The organism is Bacillus sp. K2I17 (assembly GCF_002209985.1).
Classification (GTDB): Bacteria; Bacillota; Bacilli; order Bacillales; family Bacillaceae_G; genus Bacillus_A; species Bacillus_A wiedmannii.
Genome location: NZ_NJGF01000007.1, coordinates 47888 through 72124, shown reverse-complemented (window position 1 = coordinate 72124; position 24237 = coordinate 47888). Strand labels below are relative to the sequence as shown.

General features: G+C 34.2%; 22 protein-coding genes, 1 pseudogene and 1 other annotated feature (1 of these 24 running past the window's edge). Of the genes and pseudogenes, 14 read left to right on the top strand and 9 right to left on the bottom strand.

All coding sequences use genetic code 11. From position 1 onward, the window contains the following. The first annotated feature begins 11 nt into the window (after positions 1 to 11). Positions 12 to 2597, top strand: a complete 2586-nt coding sequence (mprF, locus tag CER22_RS10785; RefSeq protein WP_048541887.1) for a bifunctional lysylphosphatidylglycerol flippase/synthetase MprF — start codon at positions 12 to 14, stop codon at positions 2595 to 2597. 4 nt (positions 2598 to 2601) lie between these two features. Here the strand turns inward: mprF and CER22_RS10780 are convergent, their stop codons facing one another. Next, complete coding sequence (locus tag CER22_RS10780) at positions 2602 to 3390, bottom strand: hypothetical protein (protein ID WP_142293463.1); 789 nt, start codon at positions 3388 to 3390, stop codon at positions 2602 to 2604. Positions 3391 to 3565: 175 nt separating this feature from the next. Here CER22_RS10780 and deoD point away from each other — a divergent pair, with 175 nt between their 5' ends. The 4 genes from deoD (at position 3566) to CER22_RS10760 (ending at position 7193) form a co-directional block, all read left to right on the top strand. Further along, entirely contained in the window at positions 3566 to 4273 is a 708-nt protein-coding gene (deoD, locus tag CER22_RS10775) for a purine-nucleoside phosphorylase (protein WP_000110707.1), read from the top strand. A 156-nt stretch (positions 4274 to 4429) separates the two neighbouring features. Beyond that, positions 4430 to 6241, top strand: a complete 1812-nt coding sequence (locus tag CER22_RS10770) for a sensor histidine kinase (RefSeq protein WP_088608747.1) — start codon at positions 4430 to 4432, stop codon at positions 6239 to 6241. Positions 6242 to 6348: 107 nt separating this feature from the next. After that, entirely contained in the window at positions 6349 to 6879 is a 531-nt protein-coding gene (locus tag CER22_RS10765) for a tyrosine-type recombinase/integrase (RefSeq protein WP_000806231.1), read from the top strand. A 119-nt stretch (positions 6880 to 6998) separates the two neighbouring features. Then, positions 6999 to 7193, top strand: a complete 195-nt coding sequence (locus tag CER22_RS10760) for a DUF3924 domain-containing protein (protein WP_001094861.1) — start codon at positions 6999 to 7001, stop codon at positions 7191 to 7193. A 298-nt stretch (positions 7194 to 7491) separates the two neighbouring features. Here the strand turns inward: CER22_RS10760 and CER22_RS10755 are convergent, their stop codons facing one another. Beyond that, positions 7492 to 8337 (bottom strand): DUF72 domain-containing protein, encoded by an 846-nt coding sequence (locus tag CER22_RS10755; RefSeq protein ID WP_000897337.1) that lies wholly within the window; start codon positions 8335 to 8337, stop codon positions 7492 to 7494. 160 nt (positions 8338 to 8497) lie between these two features. Here CER22_RS10755 and CER22_RS10750 point away from each other — a divergent pair, with 160 nt between their 5' ends. From CER22_RS10750 to CER22_RS10740, 3 genes and pseudogenes are all read left to right on the top strand, one after another. Next, complete coding sequence (locus CER22_RS10750) at positions 8498 to 9769, top strand: ATP-binding protein (protein ID WP_088062682.1); 1272 nt, start codon at positions 8498 to 8500, stop codon at positions 9767 to 9769. 229 nt (positions 9770 to 9998) lie between these two features. Further along, positions 9999 to 11309 (top strand): annotated as a pseudogene (locus tag CER22_RS10745) (Gly-Xaa-Xaa repeat protein); the annotation flags it as partial. Positions 11310 to 11504: 195 nt separating this feature from the next. Next, positions 11505 to 11933 carry a hypothetical protein gene (locus CER22_RS10740; RefSeq protein WP_088608746.1) on the top strand — a complete coding sequence of 143 codons (429 nt, stop codon included), beginning with the start codon at positions 11505 to 11507 and terminating at the stop codon, positions 11931 to 11933. A gap of 126 nt (positions 11934 to 12059) precedes the next feature. Here CER22_RS10740 and CER22_RS10735 read toward each other — a convergent pair whose 3' ends face one another. Beyond that, on the bottom strand, positions 12060 to 14102 hold the full coding sequence (locus CER22_RS10735; RefSeq protein ID WP_088062680.1) for a transglycosylase domain-containing protein: 2043 nt from the start codon (positions 14100 to 14102) through the stop codon (positions 12060 to 12062). 312 nt (positions 14103 to 14414) lie between these two features. On the opposite strand from CER22_RS10735, the gene CER22_RS10730 reads away from it, so the two are divergent. From CER22_RS10730 to CER22_RS10720, 3 genes are all read left to right on the top strand, one after another. Beyond that, complete coding sequence (locus CER22_RS10730) at positions 14415 to 15035, top strand: DUF47 domain-containing protein (RefSeq protein WP_000231446.1); 621 nt, start codon at positions 14415 to 14417, stop codon at positions 15033 to 15035. An 11-nt stretch (positions 15036 to 15046) separates the two neighbouring features. Next, on the top strand, positions 15047 to 16045 hold the full coding sequence (locus CER22_RS10725; protein WP_048544857.1) for an inorganic phosphate transporter: 999 nt from the start codon (positions 15047 to 15049) through the stop codon (positions 16043 to 16045). Positions 16046 to 16162: 117 nt separating this feature from the next. Continuing rightward, on the top strand, positions 16163 to 16963 hold the full coding sequence (locus CER22_RS10720) for a sulfite exporter TauE/SafE family protein (protein WP_000455764.1): 801 nt from the start codon (positions 16163 to 16165) through the stop codon (positions 16961 to 16963). 293 nt (positions 16964 to 17256) lie between these two features. Here the strand turns inward: CER22_RS10720 and CER22_RS10710 are convergent, their stop codons facing one another. Continuing rightward, positions 17257 to 17484 carry a hypothetical protein gene (locus tag CER22_RS10710; RefSeq protein ID WP_000882907.1) on the bottom strand — a complete coding sequence of 76 codons (228 nt, stop codon included), beginning with the start codon at positions 17482 to 17484 and terminating at the stop codon, positions 17257 to 17259. 169 nt (positions 17485 to 17653) lie between these two features. Between CER22_RS10710 and CER22_RS10705 the strand changes: the two genes are divergently transcribed. Further along, on the top strand, positions 17654 to 18166 hold the full coding sequence (locus tag CER22_RS10705; RefSeq protein WP_000600574.1) for a Crp/Fnr family transcriptional regulator: 513 nt from the start codon (positions 17654 to 17656) through the stop codon (positions 18164 to 18166). Positions 18167 to 18197: 31 nt separating this feature from the next. On the opposite strand, the gene hmpA is transcribed toward CER22_RS10705, so the two are convergent. From hmpA to CER22_RS10690, 3 genes are all read right to left on the bottom strand, one after another. Then, complete coding sequence (hmpA, locus tag CER22_RS10700; protein WP_088062679.1) at positions 18198 to 19406, bottom strand: NO-inducible flavohemoprotein; 1209 nt, start codon at positions 19404 to 19406, stop codon at positions 18198 to 18200. Between the two features lie 159 nt (positions 19407 to 19565). Further along, positions 19566 to 20084, bottom strand: a complete 519-nt coding sequence (locus CER22_RS10695; protein ID WP_000734814.1) for a hypothetical protein — start codon at positions 20082 to 20084, stop codon at positions 19566 to 19568. A gap of 114 nt (positions 20085 to 20198) precedes the next feature. Next, positions 20199 to 21296, bottom strand: a complete 1098-nt coding sequence (locus CER22_RS10690) for a site-2 protease family protein (protein ID WP_075308733.1) — start codon at positions 21294 to 21296, stop codon at positions 20199 to 20201. A gap of 156 nt (positions 21297 to 21452) precedes the next feature. On the opposite strand from CER22_RS10690, the gene CER22_RS10685 reads away from it, so the two are divergent. Further along, positions 21453 to 21650: a hypothetical protein gene (locus tag CER22_RS10685; RefSeq protein WP_001053356.1), complete on the top strand. Its 198-nt coding sequence runs from the start codon at positions 21453 to 21455 to the stop codon at positions 21648 to 21650. Between the two features lie 107 nt (positions 21651 to 21757). Here CER22_RS10685 and CER22_RS10680 read toward each other — a convergent pair whose 3' ends face one another. Next, the gene (locus tag CER22_RS10680; RefSeq protein WP_142291698.1) at positions 21758 to 22609 is read right to left on the bottom strand and encodes a hypothetical protein; all 852 of its coding nucleotides are present in this window, start codon (positions 22607 to 22609) and stop codon (positions 21758 to 21760) included. A gap of 108 nt (positions 22610 to 22717) precedes the next feature. Between CER22_RS10680 and CER22_RS10675 the strand changes: the two genes are divergently transcribed. After that, entirely contained in the window at positions 22718 to 23494 is a 777-nt protein-coding gene (locus CER22_RS10675) for a class I SAM-dependent methyltransferase (protein WP_088062678.1), read from the top strand. Between the two features lie 39 nt (positions 23495 to 23533). Here CER22_RS10675 and CER22_RS10670 read toward each other — a convergent pair whose 3' ends face one another. Then, a complete protein-coding gene (locus CER22_RS10670; protein ID WP_000880630.1) occupies positions 23534 to 23743 on the bottom strand; it encodes a hypothetical protein in 210 nt (69 codons plus the stop codon). Between the two features lie 271 nt (positions 23744 to 24014). Then, positions 24015 to 24237 (top strand) — a binding site (T-box leader) (it continues 36 nt past the right edge of the window).

Sequence of the window (24237 nt, the reverse complement as noted above, 5' to 3'; positions counted from 1 at the left end):
GAGTTGTATTTATGTCGTTTTCATGGAAACGTTTCTTACAAATCGGGAAAATTATCTTCCCATTTGTTGTATTAACAATTGTATTCTTTCAAGCAAAAAAAGAATTAGCAGGCATTTCTTTTTTAGAAGCAATCAATACAATTAAAAACATTCCAACCGGAGGAGTCTTTTTAGCAATTACACTTGGTGCATTTGCCGTATCAACAATGTTCTTTTATGACTATGTTATGCTTCGTTATTTAAAAGCTGATATACCAGTCCAAAAGATTTTTCGTATCTCATGGATTGCTAATACTTTAAATGGATTTATTGGGTTTGGTGGTCTCGTTGGAGCTGGTGTACGCACAATGCTTTATCGTCCATACATAAAAGAAAATGGCAAACTTATTAAAAGTATCGCCTGGATGACAACTGCTTTTATTAACGGACTCGCAATTCTTTCTTTCCTCGGTCTTATTGGAATATTAGACACAAGTTTTATTTTGCATGAAAAACCGTGGCTATGGCCTGTTCTTATTTTCTTCGCCCTTTTCGTCCCTATATACATTGGCTTTTCTAAACTAAAAAATAGAAAACCAAAGCAAACCGAAGGGCAAGAAGAAGGGGAAGAAGAAAAAAATCCAACTGTTTTATACTCATTAGTCTCATTAGTTGAGTGGGTATCTGCCGGTATTGTTATGTACGTCATACTAATATTATTTGGTATCGATATCGAATTTCAAAAGTTTTTAGGTGTGTATGTAATTGCTGCTTTAGCTGGTGTTGTTAGTCTCGTTCCTGGTGGACTTGGTTCATTTGATCTTGTCTTTTTAACTGGGCTCGGACAATACGGCATTGATACAGGCGTATTACTACCTGCTATGTTATTATATCGCCTCGTCTATTACATTTTACCTTTCTGCCTTGGTCTTATTTTTGCAGCTTTTGAAATGACAGGCGTGGCCATTAAAAAGTTTGAAGATAAACCTTTTATTGCGCCTGCATTAGAAACAACTGGTGTTATATGGACTTTGCAGCGTGATTTTTTAGGAAAACTAGGTTCATGGGCCTCTGCTGCTTTAACAGTATTTGCTGGATTAATGGTTATTTTATCGACCATTCTACCGACAAGTATAAACAGGGCACACGCCTTACATATTCTAGCTCCAAAACATCTTATTCAATTTTCTTTTAGCTTATCACTAACATTTGGTATTCTCCTCCTGATCCTTTCGCGAGGGATATATTATGGAACAAAGCGTTCTTACTATATGACGATTATTTCTTTAATCGGAGCAGCCATCTTTAATACGCTAAAAGGGATTGATATTGAAGAGACGTTTATTTTATTAATCGTACTCGCTGTATTATATATGCTTCGTAAAAGATTTGTACGCGAGAAAATGGAAGTCTCACTTTCTGATATGGTAAAAGTTTTTATATTCTTACTCATAACTTTATATTTATATAAAAACTTAGGTATTTTATTTGCAGGTGCAAAAGAAGCTTTTAAACCTGATTTTGTCGTTCGTAATATTACACAAGTGAAACGAAGTGCCTTAGCAGCTGCCTTTTTCGTTCCTACATTTTTACTGATTGGCTCACTCATTGCCAATCGTTATCGAAATGAATTTCCCGGGCAACCAGCTAATGATAAAAGGTTGCAAAACTTTTTAGATGAACATGATGGTAATGTACTTAGTCATTTAGGATTTTTAGGAGATAAACAATTTTTCTTCAGTAGTGATGGGAAAGCGCTCCTTCTCTTCTCTATAACTGGAAAACGTCTCGTTGTGCTAGGTGATCCAATTGGGGATCCTTCCTCCTACCGTACTGTGTTACAAGAGTTTTTAGCTGAGGCTGATCGATTTGGATACATTTGTGTATTCTACCAAATAGAAAGTAAATGGATGAGTTTATATCATGATTTTGGTTACAACTTCTTTAAACTTGGTGAAGAAGCTGTCGTTGATTTGAACACATTTACAATAACAGGAAAAAAACGAGCCGGTATGCGAGCGACTTTCAACCGTTTCGAACGAGAAGGCTATACATTCTCTATTCATCAGCCACCATTCTCAAACGAATTATTTGAAGAGTTAAGAAAAGTTTCAGATGCGTGGCTCGGCGGAAAAAAAGAGAAAGGTTTTTCACTCGGATACTTTGATCGTGAATATATTAGCCGAGCACCTATCGCTACATTATGTGATGCTGATGGAAAAATCATTGCATTTACAACCTTTATGCCCGTATATCAAGACGGATCATTGTCTGTTGATTTAATGCGCTATTATCCAGATGCACCTAGCGGCATTATGGATGCAATTTTCATCCACCTATTCCAGTGGGCAAAAGAAAATGAATACCACTCCTTTAATATTGGTATGGCACCACTTTCAAATGTAGGTTTATCGACACAATCTTTTTGGTCCGAACGAGTTGCTGCTGCCATCTTTAATAATGTTCGTTATACGTATAGCTTCAGCGGGCTACGTCATTTTAAAGAAAAATATAAACCAGCATGGAGCGGTAAATATTTAGCATTTAGAAAGAATCATTCTTTACCAATTACAATGCTCTCTGTAACAAAATTAATAGGAAAAAGAAAAAACAGCTAAACATTTAGCTGTTTTTTCTTTTTTGAACTTGTACAATAAATTCTTTTTCATATTTCTTACCATTTATATAGAAATCTCCCCATATTTTATACGTTCCTTCTATAGGAAATGTAATACGGTATTGTAATTGCTCATCTGTATCAACAGGTATTGCGTATAAAAAGTTTTCTCTCGTTTCGTCCACGATATAGAGCGCTTCCACTTCTCCTCTCTCTGAATGTAATTTCAATTTCTCACCCTTTTTCGCTTGGAATTGAAATGTTAACGTCGCTGGTTCATTCGGATGCAATGCACCAAATAATAGAGAAACTTCATACTCCCCTATTTTTTTTGTAAGCACACTATCAATTGGAAATTTTACTTTTTTCTTATTTTTCTCCTCTATTTCTCTCCCAAAATCATTCTTCGCAAATGATTTCACAGACTTGTTTTTGTCTTCATATAAAAATATTGTATACCTTTCATCTTTCGCTATTTTGGAAGATACCTTATATGATCCATTCCCTGCAAATGTAGGTTTCATTTGTTGTACATGTTTTAATTGTCCGTCTACAATAACTGCCCGAATTTGATCATTCACACCACGAACTTCGTTATTTTTATTATTTAGTAATTGAAACAAAATATTTACTTTCTCATTTCCTTTTCCATTTGACACATCCCATTTTACTTCCTGAACATCACCTACAGTCTCTGTAGTTTCCTGATACTTTTTTATGTAAAATCCGCCTACTACAATAAATAGTAAAGCAACAAGTCCAATGACAAGATTTTTCAAAATATCACCTACCATTTTTATTGTCTCTGTTTATACAAAACTTCTTACATATATATTCTAGATTATGATTTATGAAATCCTCCTGCTTTGCACATATTACAAATAATTAAAAGATTTTAATTGAAAGGATTGATAGTGTATAATGCAAATGATATTGATTTCTATCAATACATTATAAGGAGGACTTTTCATGAGTGTACATATTGAAGCAAAACAAGGCGAAATTGCTGAATCTATTCTATTACCTGGTGATCCATTACGTGCAAAATATATTGCTGAAACATTTCTAGAGGACGTTACTTGCTATAATAACGTGCGTGGTATGTTAGGTTTCACTGGAACTTATAAAGGAAAACGCGTATCTGTTCAAGGTACAGGTATGGGTGTACCTTCTATTTCTATTTATGTAAACGAATTAATCCAAAGCTACGGAGTTAAAAATTTAATTCGCGTTGGAACTTGCGGTGCGATTCAAAAAGACGTAAAAGTACGTGACGTTATTATTGCAATGACAGCTTGTACAGATTCTAATATGAACCGTTTAACATTCCCAGGTTTTGATTTTGCACCAGCTGCAAACTTTGACCTTTTAAAGAAAGCTTACGATGCTGGAACTGAAAAAGGCTTACACGTTCGTGTTGGTAATGTTTTAACAGCAGATGTATTTTACCGCGAAAGCATGGACATGGTTAAAAAACTTGGAGATTATGGTGTACTAGCAGTAGAAATGGAAACAACTGCTCTTTATACATTAGCAGCGAAATACGGTGTAAATGCGTTATCTGTATTAACAGTAAGCGATCACATTTTCACTGGTGAAGAAACAACATCTGAAGAGCGTCAAACTACATTTAACGAAATGATTGAAATCGCTTTAGATGCAGCAATTCAACAATAATACATTAAAGAACTCGTCATACGTCTGTCGAGTTCTTTTTATGTGACTTTTTATTAAAAACTACTTTCAGAAGAGACAGATTTTCTCCTCTACTTTTTTGTAACGTTTGTTATAATTAAGAAATCATTTACAGTATTTCTCACAAGAGGTGACGCAGTGAAAAACAGAAGTATCGTCTTTAAACTATTTTTATTAACATCAACATTATTTACAATCATATTCCTCCTTTTTTTCTTAGGACAATCTCTATTTTTAGAGAAATTTTACATTAATAAAAAAGTAAAAACAGTTCAAACTGCTTTTGAGAAGTTCGTAAATACTTACGAAGAAAGTGGTAAAACTTATGAGGAAATTCGAAAACTAAAACAAGAATTTCATGACAAAACAAATGCTGAAATGCAGTTTTTAAATACGAACGGCATTATTAAAAGTGACAATAATTTCTACATTGATGTAATTAATCCTAAAAATAATAAAGCATATTCCATTCCACTCAATAATGTTTTAACGCCAGAAGAATATAATAAATTCGAAAACTTAGGATTAAAAAAAGATGGGATGATAAACGTCGTCGGTTTTGTACAAGATTCCACCATAACACCACTAGAATTGACAACAAACTATAATCGATGGCAAAACGAAAATGTCAACTCAGATTTTCAATCCATTAATGGAAACCCTGCTAAAAATAGACTTACAAGCCGATCCAAAACTGTGACTCAAATTGAGTTTACTGGTATCGTATCTAAGTTACAGCTTCCATCCAAAGCAGATGTTCGTCTTGCAAATGATTTTGAAACATTACAAGCCGTTCAATATTTTGCAGAGATTATTAGAAATGGCACTGCTAATTCACACCAATTAAACACTTATATAATAGATGGTGGAGAGAATATAAAAAATAGTATCTTTGTAAAACCTATTGTGGAAAATGGAAAAATTACAGAATACGCTTTTGCGATAGCATCTTTACAACCTGTTAATGAAGCGATGCTCGTTTTAAAGGATTATTATGTCTATGCCTTAATCATCGTATTTCTCGTAATTATTTTATTATCCTTCTACTACTCAAAAATCATTGTGAAACCATTAATTAAAATGAATCGCGTTACAAAAAAAATGGCCAATTTTGATTTTAGTGAAAAATTACCTGTGACAGCAGACGATGAAATTGGCGGGCTTTCCGGTAGTATTAATACGTTATCTGTAAACTTAAAAGACCGAATCGATCGATTAAATGTTGCCAATACAAAATTACAACAAGATATTGAACGTGAACGTCAATTAGAGAAAACGCGAAAAGAATTCATTTCTGGTGTATCACACGAATTAAAAACACCACTTAGTGTAATTAGAAGTTTCGCAGAAGGAATTAAAGATGGCGTTAGTAAAGATACGACGTATTACACAGATGTTATTTTAGAAGAAACAGAAAACATGAACAGACTTATTGTTGAAATGTTAGAATTAGCAAAACTAGAATCTGGTACGTACAAACTAGATATGACGACATTCTCAATCGGTGAATTAATTCAACAAGTCTATACAAAGTTATTATTTAGCATGGAGGAAAAGCATTTACAAGTGAACGTAGATGTAGACTCTTCTATATTCGTTAAAGCGAATCGTAGTCGTATTGAGCAAGTCGTTGTGAACTTACTTAGCAATGCAATTCGCTATACGCCAGATGGAGAAAAAATACACGTCTCCGTTATAGAACTGGAAGATATAGTAAAAGTCGAAATCGAAAACACAGGAAACCCTATCCCTGAAGAAAGTCTTGAAAAAATTTGGGATCGTTTCTACCGTTTAGATGCATCTCGTAGCCGTCATACTGGAGGTACCGGTCTCGGGTTATCTATTGTAAAAAACATTTTAGACCTCCACCATGCCGAGTACGGTGTATATAACACGACTAATAGTGTTGTATTCTACTTTAATTTACAAAAAGTAAAAGAAGTCAAATAATTTGTCTTAATTTCACTAGGAGTTCACATGAAATTCACACTCTCCCTTTATAGTAGGAAACAAGTTAATCCTTTCCTTTACACACATAAAAGAGGAGAGTGCGTGAAATGAAACAAGCAGGACAACCTATTCAAAATGAAAAACAATTAGAAACTATCAAAAATATACTTTTACAATCTTCGAAACGTGATGGCTTATTATTCGTATTAGCTGTAAATTCTGGCTTAAAAGTAAGTGAAATCTTACAATTAAAAGTTAGTGATGTAATCGATGAACATGAAAATGTTCGCCATTCCATTTTATTTTACAATGAAAAAGTAAAGAAACATAAATGGTTTGCTGTAAATGAAGACTTGCAGCACGCGATCGAAGACTACATGAAAGAACGTAAAACTTGGAAACGTAATGAACCATTATTAAAGTCTCAAAAAGGAACGAAATCTATTACGAGACAACATGCATGGTACATTTTAAACAAAGCTGCAAAAGAAGTTGGATTAGAAGGGATTAGCTCACATACACTTCGAAAAACTTGGGGATATTGTGCATACAAATCAGGTGTTGATATCGCATTTTTACAACACTTCTTTGATCATAGTACTCCATCAAAAACTTTAAAGTATATCGGTATTGCTTAATAACTCTTATACATAAAAAAAGTTACCATTTATAAATGGTAACCTTTTTTATGTTTCACATTCTCTTTTCTTGTCTCTCCTATATTGTAGTGGTACTCTAATAGTAAGGGGGAGAAATTATGAACACATTAACAATTGAATTACCGAAAGAAACGGCTGAAAAACTTGATTTATTAAAACAAGCTTATGAAAAGAAAACAGGTGCTTCCATTTCTGAAAGTACTCTTGTTCAAACACTTATCTCAAAAGAGTTTATCCAAGCGATAACTCCTTTTGATTTACAACAATTCGTCACTGGAAAAGAACAGCATTAATTGCTGTTCTTTTTTTTTGATACTTTATTAGGAGTTTACTAGCATTCTCCCCCGAAAAACTTCTTTGCTTCAGCCAAACCTTTTATCAGGAATCTTCCTACCCGGTAATGTCTCATAAAAAGTTTTTTATTTATTTTTCGGAAAACTATTGACAATGATAATGATAACCATTATCATTTATTACGAAGCCAACAATTGATGAATCAACCAAACGCTCAGTAACATTGTTACCCCTCTTTTTCATATAGAAAGGCACTGTACATTCCCCCTGTTTGTACAGTGCCTTTCTTGTTTATTATCATTCAAACAAATTTAATTGCTCAGGCTTCGGCTCACCATATGTAATGTTCATCATTTTCATAAGCTGTTTCGCATTATCCGCTGCATCTCCGCCCGAATTATTGTTAAATAGTACATATATGTCCTTTGTCTTCTTTTTTAATTGCTCTAGTCTTTCTACCCATTCTTCTAATTCTTTATTGTTGTAGCGATATAAGCAACGAACCGCTCTCCAATTTTCCCCTTTATCAAGCCACCCATGAACATTCCTACCATGAAAACGTATTAACACCATCTCTGCATTCGTTACTTCTAATACGAGCGGTACCGAACCTATCCCGGCCTGCGGCTCATCACAAATGGTATGAATCCATTTCTCATGTTCTAGAAACTGTATCGTCTTATCTTTCATTTCGGGATAAAACCATGTTTGATTTCGAAATTCTATGGCACACGGTAAACCTTCCATTTTTTCTTTCGTATATCGAAGAAAATCCACATTTTTCTTTTTACAATCAAACCATGGTGGATATTGAAATAAAATCATTTTTAATTTATCAGCTTCTATTAAAGGCAGAATAGATTGTTTGTACACATCAAACATCTCATCAAACGTAGAAAAAGGGATTTCACCTTTCATATGTCCTGTCATTCCTTGATATGCTTTTACTATAAAAGCAAAATCTTTCGGTGTTTCCATTGCCCATTTTGTATAGTTTCGTGCAGGTTGCATCGCATAAAATGAACTATCCACTTCCACTATAGGAAAATACTCACTATATGTTCGTAATTTATTTCTATTTTCATAGGGATCTATATATAAAGAATCATGATCTCCCCACCCTGTCACTCCAATGAAAAGCAAATATATCCCTCCCTTTTTAACTTCACCTTCTATTCATTCTACTCACTTCCCGAACACTTCAGCTAATCAATTTTATTAAGTAGCCCCTTCTTTAAGAGTATCCGTATAAAAATATGATATACTAGATGGAAGAATTTTTAAATTGAGGGGTTATTTATTTATGCTTCCAAACGATGATATTGTATCTCATGAAAAACGAATAGAAGAATTAGAAAATAAAGTACGTTTTTATGAAGAACTTGTGAATCAATTACCAAATCATTTCACATACAAAAATCCACATATTGGTTTACAAATAAAGAAAACGAGAACGACTCATTCCATTCAAAACATAAAAAAAGAGAATAAAGAGGCTGATTTTCAACTTACTTGCGATTCATTATTTTTATTTGAGCAACTTGAAACATACTTCATTCATATTTTTGATGCTTTTTCACATCATGTAACCTTTGTTGATGCTAAAGGAAATATCACTTTATGTAACCAAGCTGCAGCAGATGATTTTGGTGTAGTACGAAATGATATAATCGGAAAGCCAATTCAACAATTACTACAATTGCCAGAAGAAAAAATTAAAGCTCTTGAAACATTAAGAACAGGAACAGAAATATATAATGAAGAAGTTTTAGACAAAAACTATGGCATTTTAAATAACCGAATTATTCGTGATTATAACGGAGAGATTTTTAGAGTTATTAGTGTCTTTCATTATTTAAACACAGAACGTGATGCAGAGAAATTTTCTTTAGCAGGGCGAATTGCAGCTGGGATTGCACATGAAGTACGTAATCCTCTTACAACCGTACGAGGTTATTTACAATTTTTACAAGAAACTGTTTCTCCATCTAATAAAGAATTATTTGAAAACTTACTTATTCCTGAATTAGACCGCGCAAATAGTATTATTACAAAATTTTTAGCTATTTCAAAAACACGCGAATTTACAAGAGAACCGTTTCCTATTAATACATTTTTACGTGAGTATATTCAACAGTTACTAGCTAGTGAAGTCTTTTTACATAATATTTCAATTGATTATAATTTTTCTACCGAATTAGATGATGTATTAGTCCATATTGATCGTCATGAACTTGTACAAGTTTTTTTAAACCTATTTCAGAATGCTGTCGATGCTCAAGGTGAAAAAAAACTTTCTATCCAAATTACTAGTTATCGCCTAGATAATTTTGTTCGTATTACTTTCACTGATAATGGAATTGGTATTCCAACAGCCATTCAAGAGTATATCTTTGATCCATTCTTCTCAACAAAAGATTCGGGCACAGGACTGGGCTTGTCAGTAACGAAGAAAATTATTCAAAATCATAACGGTACATTAAAAATGACCAGTAATCAAGATGGTACAACTTTCACTATTTCAATTCCAATTTTACCTAAAACAACCCTTGAAAGATTAAATGACTACAAATGAGGTACTCCTCCACAAACTGCATGCCAATTGTTAAATACCTACAACAATTAGCATGCAGTTTTTTATGCTGAATTTTTCGTCTTTACATTATATAAACCTTCTCTTTATCTTACTTATTTTTGCTAAGAGGGCCAATTTCTTATTTTTTTTAGAAATGGTAGTTTGTCCATCACGAATTTAGTATAAATTTCATTTTAATATATAGTAACGACTATTGATTCTATGAAAGAAAGGAAAAGTATTTTATGGTAATGATTGTTGCGAAGTCAGAGCTTGTAGTTATATTAACATCTCTAAGTCCGAACTTACAGAATTCGTTAGACTTCTTCAAGCTCTTGGCCAAGCTATTCAAGCTGTCTTTCAAAACCCTTCTCAAAATAATATCGATAACTTGATTGCTGCCCTAAATAACCTACAAAAATTCCTCAATTGCTTAGATTTATCTCCAGCACAAAAACAAATTGGAAATTCTATTATCGCTAATCTATTAACTATTTTAAAAACAAAACCTTTCTCATGCGGAGCATTGTACGTTGAGCTACAAAGCTTGCTTAATTATTTATTGTATATCGCTAAGTTATTCAAAGTAGATTGCTGCACTATCGACAAACTAGTTAAACTCATAACAGAGATCCAAACTATCCTAGTTCAATACGGGTCAGGTTGCCTTGGAGGAGGAGCAACAGGTGCTACTGGGGCTACTGGACCTCAAGGACCGGCTGGTGCTCAAGGTGCTACTGGCGCTCAAGGACCTCAAGGTGCTCAGGGACCAGCGGGTGCTCAAGGCGCTACTGGACCTCAGGGTGCTCAAGGTATTCAAGGTCCAGCGGGTGCTCAAGGTGCTACTGGTGCCCAAGGACCGGCTGGCGCAACAGGTGCTACTGGTGCTCAAGGACCAGCTGGCGCAACAGGTGCTACTGGTGCTCAAGGACCAGCTGGCGCTCAAGGACCAGCTGGCGCAACAGGTGCTACTGGTGCTCAAGGACCGGCTGGCGCTCAAGGTGCTACTGGCGCTCAAGGACCGGCTGGCGCTCAAGGTGCTACTGGTGCTCAAGGACCAGCTGGCGCAACAGGTGCTACTGGTGCTCAAGGTGCTACTGGTGCTCAAGGTGCTACTGGCGCAACAGGAGCAGCGGGTACTCCAATTCCTGTAACTATCGCAGCTATCGGAAACTCAAATCCACAAACTATATCCCCTGGAACAAACATCCAATTCAATCAAGTTTTTGAATTAACTAATATCTCTTTCAACGATACTTCAGATACTTTAACAATTTTAGAAACAGGCGTATATGATATTAGTTTCTCAGCGTCTACAACGTTCCCAGGATCTTCACCATTCGGATTCGGTATTTCATTCAATGGCCAACCACCTAATCGTAACTTCTCAACTAACGTTATCGGTAGTGCTGTTTCTTTCTCTACAATCGTTACTTTACAAGCTGGTACAACGATTGCTGTACAGCCTACAGCAAACACTATTTCTATTCCTAACACAGGCGATACAACTGCAACACTATCCGTATTCCGAATTTACTAATTTTCAATCAATAAGTATATTTATAATAATATGTATCGTTTAACCGTGCATTAAATCTCTCTTTATATAGAAAGGAGCACTTATTTGGGAGGATAAGTGCTCCTTCTTTACGTTTCTTTACCTCAAATTTACTCTGTCTTAATCCTCATTTTGTATGATAAATAGTGAAGTCAAAGATATGAAAGAGGGATGAAAATGAGAGTTATGTCACTAATACGCATTTGGATTGCTCTTATGGTATGCATTATTTTATGTGTAGGATTTTTTTTAACTCTAAAATATTCCACTATATCAAAAGCAGAGAGAAAAACTGTTCCATACAAACTTTTGTATGCAAAACAAAGCAACATCCCTTATTCCAATACCTCAAATAATGAAAAAAAAGTTATAAAAGGAATGCTTATTACGAAAGCTGCTAGTTCCGAAGCGTTACTTCAAATTGCTGAAACGATTAAAGTTCAGTATACAAATAAAGAAATTGATGAAATCACGCTTTCTATCCATAATGAAAATAATGGTAATTACGAAGAAGAATTACCTTACGAACCTATTAGTAAAGGAAAAATAATCATCACATACGATTCTCAATCCTTTGGCAGTACAAATGTTACACTTAACGAGTAATACTATTTATCCCAATTAATATGGGCTAACAACTCGTAGGGATAGATACAGCTCCTCCCACCGATTAAAAGTTCACTTAATTTCTCATACGAAAAAGAGGCGAATTTCGTTATTCGCCTCTTTCTTTTACCAAAGTGAAGGAATCCATTCTTTCACTTTGTCGAGCCACTCTTGTTGCTCTTTTTTTCTTTGCTGTTCCTCTTCTTTCCTTCTCTTCTCTTCTTCTTTTCTTCGTTTTTCCTCTTCTATTGTATTCAATTGTTTTTTATAATCAGCCTCAGATATGAGCGATAACTGGAATGCTTTTTGAGCTGGATTGGCATTCGCTTTTTTCATAATATCCCGGAACATTGTCGTCGTAATTTGACTCCCCCCTGGAACATAATGATCGCTATCTGTTTTATCAAATCCTACCCAAATCGCACCTACTAAATCTGGTGTGTATCCAACAAACCATGAATCCTTTGCACCGGTGCTTGGTCCATTTACAATTTGAGTAGTTCCTGTCTTACCGGCCGTATCAACATTATTAACTTTCGCCTTTTCGCCCGTTCCCTTTTCGACAACACCTTTTAATAAATATGTCATCTTTTGAGCAATTTTCTCGCTCGTCACTCGTGTCTCTTTCTTATACCACTTTCCAATTGTTTCACCTTCAGCATTTTGTATCTCTCTAATCGCATGAGCTTCCACTTGGACACCGTCATTTGCAAATGTACTGTATGCTTGAGCCATTACAAATGGAGAGGTCCCAACATGCATCCCGCCTAAAGCAATTGGATACGTACGATCTTCTGGCACTAATGGAATACCAAATCGCTCTAAAGATTTCAATCCTTTATCCAATCCAATTTGTTCCAATAGCCAAACAGCCGAAACATTGTACGACTTTGCCACGGCTTCATACATTGTCACATCACCGTGAAAAGTGTGATCACTATTTTGCGGTTTATATTCTTTAATATTAAATGGTTCATCTTTTAATATATCGTATACTTCATACCCTTGCTCTAAAGCTGGTACATATACAGCCAGAGGCTTTAACGTTGAGCCAGGTTGTCTTTTTAATTGGGTTGCATGGTTAAACTGTAAAAACTGATACGGTCCTCTACCTCCAACTAAAGCTGGTACACCACCTGTTTTTGGATTCATAAGAACTACACCCGTTTGCATAAGCTGGTCTGAGCCATTATCTTTGAAATAACTCTCATTATTCACAACGTCTTCTACAGCCTGTTGTTTTTTCGGATCAAGCTCTGTGTAAATACGATAACCACCTGCTAAAATTTCATTTTGTGTTAATTCGTACTTGTCCATAGCTTCCCTAACAATATAATCTACATATTGAGAGTATTTCCCTTTGTATTTATCATCCACACCACGTTTTAACACAAGACCGCTCTCTTTTTCTTTATTATACTGTTCGTCAGAAATATATCCTTGCTCTTTCATTAAACTTAATACAACATTACGTCGTTCGATTGACTTATTAAAGTTTTTATATGGTGAATATGCAGACGGTGCTTTAATCAAGCCAGCAATCGTTGCAGCCTCTGAAACCGTTAAATCTTTTACATCTTTATCAAAATAAGATTTAGCTGCCCTTTTTATACCCCAAGCACCTTCGCCAAAATAAATTTGGTTCATATACATTTCAATAATTTCATCTTTCGTATACGTACGCTCTATTTTTTTTGTTAAAAAATATTCCTTTATTTTTCGAGAGTATGTGCGGTCTTGTGTCAGAAATACATTTTTCGCAAGTTGTTGTGTAATTGTACTTCCCCCTGCTACAACTTCTCCTGCTGTAATATTTTTAAAAACTGCACTTATAATTCCACTATAGTAAATACCGTGATGGTTAAAAAACTCCTTATCTTCTACTGCAACAATTGCCTGAACCATAATGTCAGGAATATCTTTCCTTTTAACACCTTCTGTTTTAGAAGAAGCTAATTTAGTCGCAACTTCATTATTTGCATCATAAATTAAGGTCGGTTGCGGAACAGCTTGTTTTAATTCAGATATGTCTTGAATGGAAATTATTATATTTATAGCAACAAATAGAGTAGCGAGTAAACTCCCTAATACAATTAATGAATTACGAAGTTTCTTCCTCTTGTTGAACCACTCCTGCATTTTTTTTAAGTGAGTGTTCTTCAATTTCATTCGTTCACTTCCTTCGTTTGTTTACACTCTTCTTTTCAAAAGGAAGAATATACCTCCTTTTAAATTTATTATAATAACGTAGTCGTTCCTATAGTGTAAAGCTTTTCTTTCACATTCATACTTTTTGCAAGAAAAGGACATTCTACAAGTAAGATATTCACTATTGATTATTAATATTATTAATACAACAATGAGAGTTATGTTAAGTTTTTGTAAACTTTTCGATAAAATGTTTTAAAAAACGACAGTTTTTTGTTAGAATTGATTAGCCAATATATTTTACATATATTACTTTTGTGGGGGTAACTAATAATGGTATTTAAATCAAAAAAAGATAAATTTTCTGAAATGTTAATGAATGTTTCAGAAAATTTAAAAGAAGGCGCGCAGTTTTTCGTGGAGTATAAAATTAAAAATGCTAGCGATTTAAAAGAGTTTTCTATGCGCATGAAAGAGTATGAGTCAAAAGGTGACTCATTTATTCACGAAATCATTATGGAGCTAAACAAAGCGTTTATTACTCCAATTGAACGTGAGGACATCCTACAACTTGCAATGAGTATGGATGATGTATTAGACGGATTAGATCATAGTGCTGGTCTATTCGAAATGTATTCTATTACAGAAGCTGATGAATACATGATTAAATTCGTTGAAGCAATTAATCAATGTGCGATTGAGATTGCAAATTCTGTTGAACTACTGTCTAAAAAGAAGTTAGTCGACATTCGTACGAACGCGATTAAGATTAAGGATTACGAATCACAATGTGATGATATTCGCCGTCATGCAATTAAGCACTTATTCTCTCGTGAGAAAGATCCGATTAAGATTATTCAATACAAAGAGATTTACGAAGAGCTTGAAGAAGTAGCGGATAGCTGCCAAAGCGTTGCAAACGTATTAGAAACAATTATTATGAAGAACGCGTAAGGAGTTTGATCATGGATACACTCTTGATACTGACCGTTTTAGTAGTCATTTGCGCTTTAGCTTTTGACTTTATCAATGGATTTCACGATACAGCAAACGCTATTGCAACGGCTGTTTCAACGAAAGCTCTAAAGCCTAGACATGCAATTATTATGGCAGCTATTATGAACTTTTTAGGTGCGATGACATTTACAGGTGTAGCAAAAACGATTACAAAAGATATCGTTGATCCATTTGCCTTGCAAAATGGTTCTCTTGTAATTTTAGCTGCTTTGCTTGCGGCAATAGCTTGGAATTTAATTACTTGGTACTACGGTATTCCAAGTAGTTCTTCGCATGCAATTATCGGCTCAATCGCAGGTGCAGCTATCGCTGCTGCCGGTATTAGCTCATTAAATCTTAAAGGGTTCATAAAAATTCTTGAAGCTTTAATCATTTCACCGATTATCGCTTTTGTTATTGGTTATATCGTATACAGTATTTTTAAAGTGGTCTTTAAAAACTTTAATTTAACGAAAACGAACAAAAACTTCCGTTTATTCCAGATTTTCACTGCAGCATTACAAGCTTATACACATGGTACGAATGATGCACAAAAAGCAATGGGAATCATTACGATGGCTCTTATGGCCAATAACTATCATACTTCTGACGACATCCCGTTCTGGGTACAATTATGTTGTGCAATCGCAATGGGTCTTGGTACTTCTGTTGGCGGATGGAAAATTATTAAAACTGTCGGTGGACAAATTATGAAAATTCGTCCTGTAAATGGTGTAGCTGCTGATTTATCATCATCACTTGTTATTTTCGGCGCAACATTCATTCACTTACCGGTTAGTACAACGCACGTTATCTCTTCTTCTATTTTAGGGGTTGGTGCTTCACATCGTGTGAAAGGTGTAAAATGGGGAACTGCAAAACGTATGTTAATTACATGGGTTATTACACTTCCTATTTCAGCTTCGTTAGCTGCATTATTTTACGCTTTATTACACTTAATCTTTTAATTAAAAGTCGTCTCCCTTATTTTTCTAGGAAGACGACTTTTTTGTGAACAAACCTTTTTCTTATTAAAAAGCGTGTATAATAATTGGTGGATAAGTTATATAGAGGAGTTGGAAATTTTGGAATACATCATGTTACTTTTCATCGGGTTAATCGCCGGGACAGTCGGGAGTCTAGTCGGGCTTGGTGGCGGAATTATTATTGTTCCGTTATTAATCGGATTACACAGTCTATCACCACAACTTGCAGTAGGAACTTCAATGGTAACAGTCGTTTTTACAGGACTATCTTCCACCCTTACTTATATGAAGCATAAACGAGTAGATTACAAAAGTGGACTTATTTTATTTATCGGGAGTGGCCCTGGTGGTATCATCGGCTCGTGGGCAAACAAATTTTTAAACCAAGATACATTTTCTTTATATTTTGGGATTTTCCTTATTTTTGTCTCCATCCTTCTTATGTTACGAGACAAATTAAACCCCCTTTCTTTATCAAATATGACGGTAATTAAGCGTTCTTTTACAGATAACGAAGGAAACACTGTACACTATCAATTTCCACCGCTTCTCGCTATCTTTATCGCCTTTATAGTTGGTTTTATATCTGGATTATTTGGAATTGGCGGCGGTGCCTTACTTGTTCCAGCAATGATGCTACTTTTTGCATTCCCAGCACATATTGCTGTAGCAACTTCGATGTTTATCGTTTTTTTATCAGCAATTGTAAGTTCTGCAACTCACATCTCCCTTGGAAATGTCAGCTGGGTTTACGCATTAATTCTTATTCCTGGTGCATGGATTGGCGGGAAAATCGGGGCTTATATTAATACAAAATTAAGTGGTAATGCCGTAATTAATTTATTACGTATCACATTAATCATTCTTGGAACTAGATTAATCATTACTTCTTTTTTATAACGCGTTCTTTTTAGAATGCGTTTTTCTTATACACATGAATATAAAAATCCTCCTAAGAGAACAAATAAAATTAAACAAACACATAATAACATATAATTGGAAATATGTACTTTCTTCAAGTTGACCACTCCTATAACTGCGACTGTTATCTTTATGATAGCGAAAAAATAATTCACTTGCAGTTACAAAGTGCTAACAATGCAAAATCATTTATTACAAATTTTATCCTTATATTTCATTTCTTTGTATATTCTATCGTTTTAATAAAAAAAGATGTCATATTGACATCTTTTTTAGTGAAGAAGTGACCATCCCATAAAATCCTCATGTACTTGGCACGCCCTCTTATCGTTTCGATCATATAATTCAGCATAACTATCTGTTTCTTCATCATAAGCCATCGTATAAATAATTTGGCCGTCTACTTCAACGGATAACACGACTCCACCTTTCATCTCTTCTACATGAATGATAGCATTCGCCGGAATTCTCATATCCGTCATTTTTATCGCATCTAACAATATACTAAACCCCCTACAGCGTATTCATTGCTAGTACTATTACACACTAAATAGTATACTACTGTAATAGCATATATTTCGTCAATGAAATTGCTATTTAAAAGCATATTGTCTTTATACATATACGCTAAAATAGAAGAAATAGAAATGTTTAAATGGGGGGCTAACATTGATTCTACACAAAGGAGATGTACTATTCCGTCAAGGCGAGGACGGTCCTTTATATTTTATAAAAACAGGTTTATTAAAAGTAGTACGGATAGAAGAAGATGGAACACCATTTCTATTCAACATTATCGTTCCAGGTGAAACGATACCTCACCATTCTTTAATTTCACCGAAGGAATATCACGGTACAGCAATCGCTTTAATGAAAACAGAAGTTGAACCTATAATTAGTAATGAATGGTACGATCAACTTCAGGCAAATCCTGCATCATATGCAAATATTGCTATGCAACTACAATCAAAATTAAGAATGATGCAACAGCGTATCGATCAATTGACAACCGTCTCTCCGAAAGAACGTCTACATCGTTTACAAGAATGGTTCACACTATATTTAGGTGACATTCCTATATATGAAATATTAACACAAACTGAAATCGGTCAACTCATAGGTATACGCCGTGAAACGGTAAATCGGCTGTTACGAGAACAAATAAAAAACGAGGTAAAATAATACCTCGTTTTTTATTTATTTCAAACTTCATCTATTGTAAGCTTGCTGCTGGACCGAAAAATTCATAATGAATATGCTCTTGTTCCACACCTAAATTAGTTAGTGCAGCATTTATATGCTTCATAAATGGTACGGGACCACAGAAATAAAATTCTGCTTCAGTTGTCGGAATAATAGTTTGTAACCATTCAGCTTCAATGAAACCTTCTTTATCAAAGTTCTTCATTTCCATATCTTTTTCAGTTGGTGCAGAATAGCAAGTGTATGCTTTAACTTGTTCGTATTCATTATCTACTGTCTCAACGTGTTCTTTCATTGCATGTGTATTACTATTTATCGCTGCATGAACAAAACATACATTACGTTTTGAGTTTTGTTCAATTAACGTATTTAGCATACTCATCATTGGTGTAATACCTACTCCACCACTAATTAGCACAACTGGTAATGTTGAATCCATATTTAATACGAAATCTCCTGCTGGTGCACTTACTGGTAACATATCCCCTTCTTCTACATGATCGTGTAAGTAGTTAGATACTTTACCGTCCGGTGTATCTACACCTTTTTCTTTCTTTACACTAATACGATAATATTCTTTTCCAGGAGCATCTGATAAACTATATTGACGATTATGTGTATACGTTTCACCTTCTATATTTATTTGAATCGTTACATATTGTCCTGGGATGAATGAAGAAACTTGTCCACCATCTTCAGGTTTTAAATAAAATGATGTAATAACGTCGCTTTCCTTCACTTTTTTAACAACCACAAAGTTACGGAAATCTTTCCATCCACCTTCTTTATGTGCCGCTTCTTCATACATCTCTGCTTCAATGCTAATGAATGCATCAGCAATGACACCATAAGCTTCTCCCCATGCATTTAAAACTTCATCAGGTGCACCTGCGACCTCTTTAATTGCACGTAGTAAACATGTACCTACAATCGGGTAATGCTCTGCTTTAATACCTAAACTTCTATGCTTATGACCAATTTGTTTTACAACTGGAATAATAGCTTCTAAATTATCAATATACGTTGCAGCTGCATAAACAGCATTCGCTAGCGCTTGTTGTTGTCTTCCCTTTTTCTGATTTGTATGGTTGAAAATATTCAATAACTCCGGATGTTCCGAAAATAAAATTTGATAAAATCTCGTTGTAATTTCAACGCCTTTTTCTTGTAATAATGGTACTGTTGACTTTACGATTTCAATTGTTTTTGCACTTAACATTGTATCCCACTCCTCTATTTCCTTAACTGTTTTTAGTTTAACTGAATTGTATAGTACATATTGTGATTTTAATCACTATTAACACGGTGTTTTTGTGAATAATATATGAACATTGCACTTACAAAAGAAAATAAGCCAACTAGAATTCTAGCTAGCTTATTATTTGGACTGTATAGCTTGTTCAATTACCCTTATATCTTTTCCATCTCCAAACTCTGTATACCCCCAGATGTTCGTTTCACCTCTATATTTATTTACAATAATATCTAAGTCATGGTATACACGATGTGCATAAACTACATACTCAATATTTTGAAGTTCCACACCTTTTTTTACAATTTCATAGCTTCTATTTACATCACGTTTTATTTTTTCATTCTTTATTTCTGTATGTATATTTTTTAAAGACGATTCTTGTTGTTGAAACCATTGTTTAAATTGGTTCCAGTCTCCTTCTGTATAATTCTCTGCTTTACCGTAATTTAAGAAATTATTATAACTTTCATGCGTCATACGAATAAAATCTAGCACTTTTGTCTCCTCTTGCACATCTTCTATTTGAGCTATTGTACTTACCTCAGCAGGCTTATTCGCATAATGTAATAGCAATTTCATAAGACTATAGCTCGCAATGATCATTACGATAATAATCCCGAATACAATTAACAATTTCTTCATATACAGAACTCCTTCTCTACTAAAGATATTACAAAGTATGACTATACTTGTAACATTCTCTCGTAGAAATATAATTCCTGTATAAATTCTTCCTATCATTTCGACAATATTTTTCTATACATTTCTCGTTGGTAAATGTTCTTGTAAAACAATGTACCCTTCATAAGCTGTGTAACCGAGTATAGCCATTAATCCGATATAACAAGCAAAGACTGTCCATTTTGTTTTCATATCAACTTTATAATAGTTTTCCTGTTGTCTCTTTTCCGTCTCCCATTCCTGTAATTTTCTTTCTGACATTTCAAATGCTTCTCTTATATGAATTGTATGCGTTTCTTTTTCATCTTCATATGGAACGTAATCAAGCGGCTCAAACTTTGGTAAAAGATGCTCTAACACTTCAATCTTTTGAAGTTCTCCTACTTTTAATTCTTTCTCTCTTTCTTTTTGCCTTAATATATTTATTTCATGTTGCATCATATATATATTTCGATGCACCGCACCTGTTTCTTTTAACTCCTCTTCAAGTCTTGCAACATATTCTTTCATTCCATCAATTCTATATCCTAATTCCTTAATTGGCTCATCTCTCTTTATTACTCTATATAATTCCATACAGCCGATAATAAAAATAAATCCTCCCAAAATACTTTTAAAGTAAATGGCATAACCGAGCAATACAATAAGACCCGCTCCCCAAATCTTTGTACTTACAACTGAGATAATTCGTCCACCATCTAATGGAGAAACCGGAATCAAGTTAAAGAAGTTAATCATACTTCCAAGTAAAATAATTAATGCCCAAAATGGCTCTTTCGTTATTATATAAAGTGGAATCGCAGGTAAAAATGACAACAATCCGAAAAGAGGTCCCATGAAGGCGATGTAAGCTTCATCTTTTGCATTTTTCGGCATCTCTTTCATCCCAATAAGAGCGCCCATAAATGGAATAAATATTGCTGGCGATGTTGGTATACCTTTTCTTTTCGCAGCCCATAAATGGCCCATTTCATGAATAAACAACAAATAAATGAGCGCTACCCCAAATTTCCAACCATATATAACCGCGTATGCACCAAGTGATAGAAACATACTAAATACCGTTGAAAACTTTGCTAGTTTAAAAATTGCAAATACCCACTTTAACTTAGAAAGTAAAAATAGCCCTATTGCAACAATAATTCCCCATAATCCTTTTTTATTATTTTTCATATTCCTCTCCTTTATCTCTCATTAATGAATCATATTTATTCATCAAAACTATTCTTTTCTCTATTATGACATATTTTTTTCTATCGTTAGAAATAATGTTTATTTAATCCATTTTTAGCCAAAAATATAAGTATAAATATAAGGAGGTGTTTGCAAATGAATTTACAATCTCTCATAATAGGCGCTCTATCGTTTTTAGCTTCAACTCTTATTTTTTATACCGTTAGTTACGTATTATTATTAGATTTGTTGCCCAATCACGTATTTATTGCCCTTGTCATCCTTTCCGCTCTTATGATTTCTTTTCTTATTACACGAAAATCAATGAATGAGCCATCTGCAAAAGCAAAATAATAGAGAGGGGGTGTTTTCCCCTCTCTATTATCATTTCCTAGGAAAGGCCATATAAACTTTACTAATTACCTTCATCCCGATCTGTCAGGGCTAATTAAAGTTTCATTTTATCTTTGTAAATCCATTTTTTCACCATACTCTTTAACAATTTGAATGATATTTTGAAAAACACCTATTTTTTCTTTTTTGCTATTTAATATTTTCAAATCATAATTTTCATAATATGTTTCTAATGACTTTAATTGTGATTCTGAAGCATCTTTTACCGGAACAGTAGCATGCAATTCATATTGTTTATACCCTTCCTTTACCTTTTCACCTGAAATTTTTTCACTCTCTTTTGCTCCAATTAATTTTTGAACTTTTTCTGGGAAAACGACTTGTAAATAATACTCTTGTTCCTTCTCTAACTTGTTGTATAGTGATTGTGAAATCGTATACCGCACCGTATAATTCACTTTTTGATCGCCTGCTTTAATATGAAACGCAGTAATCTGCAAATCTTTTTTTGTTACATCCGTTAAAGGACCTACCTGCATCTCGTCTTCTTTTTGTTCTGAAACATTTGGAAATATAGCCAAAAGCTTTTCCGTATCTTTTTTATTCAGCATATACATAGCTTTCTTATATTGTACCCATCCTCGTCTGTCTTCTCCTCTTAGCCACGCATAATATGTTTCTTTTTTTCCATCCCTATTAATTTGTATTTCATATTCCGGTTCACCAAAACTACCTGTTACTTCTTGTTTTTCCGCTTTATCTATAATGTCTATTACTAACTTAGCTTCTGATTCCTGTAACTTTTTCTCTTTATGTTTTTTTTGTATAACGGTTACCCCTTTCGTTTCTTTCACTTCATTCACCGTCTCTTCCACTTTTTTTGTTTCTTTTTTTTGCTCTACTTGACCACAAGATGCTAGTAACGTAGCAAATAACAACAATACATATTTCCTTTTCAACTTAATCCTCCTTTTACAATAAGAAATTCTTATACTCTTCATATAAAAAACAAAAACGTGAAACACTATAAAATACGCTATACTAAGTATTGAAAGGAGGTCTTTTTCATGTCCATTAATTTTCACGATGCAAATAATAAATACACATACGCACAGCGAAACGCCCATATTTCTTGGGGAGAAATGATAAAAAGTATTACAAATATACAAAACAAGCAAATAATTGATATCGGCTGTGGTGGCGGGATTTATACGAAAGAACTTGCTCTTATGGGGGCCAAAAATGTCATTGGACTTGATTTTTCAAAAGAAATATTACAAGCTGCAAAAGAAAATTGTAGCGGCTTTCCAAATATTTCATTCATTCACGGTGATGCACATAACGTCCCATATCCTAATGATACATTCGACATTGTTATTTCGCGCGCAGTGATTCATCATTTACAAGACATTCCTGCATTTTTACGTGAAGCTTCTCGTATATTAAAGAAAAACGGTGTACTTATTGTACAAGACCGAACTATTGAAGATTGTACAATTCCTGAAAGCCCCGAACACATTCGTGGATATTTTTTCTCTACCTTTCCAAAACTCATTGAAATAGAATCAAAAAGGCGGCCAAAAACCACCACGATACAGCAAGAATTACAAAAATATTTTCTTCACGTATTCCCCTCTCAAACACAATGGGAAGTACGAAAAATACATGATTCTGTAGAAGCATTGCTACAAGATTTATCACCTCGAACAGGTCGATCCATTCTATATGAATTAACAGATCATGAACTTTCTCAACTTCTACAACAGGTCCAGACCGCATTACAAAGCATCTCTCCTATTATCGAAAGAGATCGGTGGACAATTTGGAGCGCCATGAAATTGTAAGGAAGGAAGCCTCACAACATAATGTGAGGCTTCCTTCTTTCATAATCTAATTTTGCAACACTCTTGATATCCTCCACTTCTGGCCTGTGCACTTCCACACTTCGGACATACTAAATATCTAGACTGATTTGTCAACAAACTACCTTTTTGAAAGAGTAAAACTTCTGCTTGTTTAAACGAACGCGAATAATATAACCACATAAAACCAATTATAGCAATAATGCCAAATAATACTCCCATCGCAAGCATTCCAGTCACCTCTTTTGGTTTGTTCTTTCCAGCAAGTGGATTGTTGTATTATTCTCTGTAAATTCAAACAATACCTTCTTTACTCCTATAAATATCAACTTTCTCTATAAGTTTTACAATTCTCTACAAATTTTTACTCCCATTTTACAATTCACCATTCCCTTTACAACAACGAATATCACATTCAATATTTCCATATATAAATATACCTTTCAAAAAAATGTTGACTTTCAAAAAAAAACATGTGACAATACTGTCAGAATACTTGAATAAAAATTCATTGACGAGAACGAGTACGTTATAGGACTGTCCCCCAGAGAGTTGGCGATTTGCTGAAAGCCAACGTTCAGTGCGTAACCGAAAATCATCTCCGAGAAGTAGAACCGAATGTTACAGTAAGTTCTTACCGGCTGTCCCCCGTTACAAGGAACACGTATCATGTTGTACGTTGTAAAGCCGTATACATATAGACTCATTTCTACATGTATAAATTA

Coding starts and splice junctions, on each gene's coding strand:
- mprF (WP_048541887.1), top strand. CDS start 12: ATGTCGTTTTCATGGAAACGTTTCTTACAAATCGGGAAAATTATCTTC.
- CER22_RS10780 (WP_142293463.1), bottom strand. CDS start 3,390: ATGGTAGGTGATATTTTGAAAAATCTTGTCATTGGACTTGTTGCTTTA.
- deoD (WP_000110707.1), top strand. CDS start 3,566: ATGAGTGTACATATTGAAGCAAAACAAGGCGAAATTGCTGAATCTATT.
- CER22_RS10765 (WP_000806231.1), top strand. CDS start 6,349: ATGAAACAAGCAGGACAACCTATTCAAAATGAAAAACAATTAGAAACT.
- CER22_RS10760 (WP_001094861.1), top strand. CDS start 6,999: ATGAACACATTAACAATTGAATTACCGAAAGAAACGGCTGAAAAACTT.
- CER22_RS10750 (WP_088062682.1), top strand. CDS start 8,498: ATGCTTCCAAACGATGATATTGTATCTCATGAAAAACGAATAGAAGAA.
- CER22_RS10740 (WP_088608746.1), top strand. CDS start 11,505: ATGAGAGTTATGTCACTAATACGCATTTGGATTGCTCTTATGGTATGC.
- CER22_RS10735 (WP_088062680.1), bottom strand. CDS start 14,102: ATGAAATTGAAGAACACTCACTTAAAAAAAATGCAGGAGTGGTTCAAC.
- CER22_RS10730 (WP_000231446.1), top strand. CDS start 14,415: ATGGTATTTAAATCAAAAAAAGATAAATTTTCTGAAATGTTAATGAAT.
- CER22_RS10725 (WP_048544857.1), top strand. CDS start 15,047: ATGGATACACTCTTGATACTGACCGTTTTAGTAGTCATTTGCGCTTTA.
- hmpA (WP_088062679.1), bottom strand. CDS start 19,406: ATGTTAAGTGCAAAAACAATTGAAATCGTAAAGTCAACAGTACCATTA.
- CER22_RS10695 (WP_000734814.1), bottom strand. CDS start 20,084: ATGAAGAAATTGTTAATTGTATTCGGGATTATTATCGTAATGATCATT.
- CER22_RS10690 (WP_075308733.1), bottom strand. CDS start 21,296: ATGAAAAATAATAAAAAAGGATTATGGGGAATTATTGTTGCAATAGGG.
- CER22_RS10685 (WP_001053356.1), top strand. CDS start 21,453: ATGAATTTACAATCTCTCATAATAGGCGCTCTATCGTTTTTAGCTTCA.
- CER22_RS10675 (WP_088062678.1), top strand. CDS start 22,718: ATGTCCATTAATTTTCACGATGCAAATAATAAATACACATACGCACAG.
- CER22_RS10670 (WP_000880630.1), bottom strand. CDS start 23,743: ATGCTTGCGATGGGAGTATTATTTGGCATTATTGCTATAATTGGTTTT.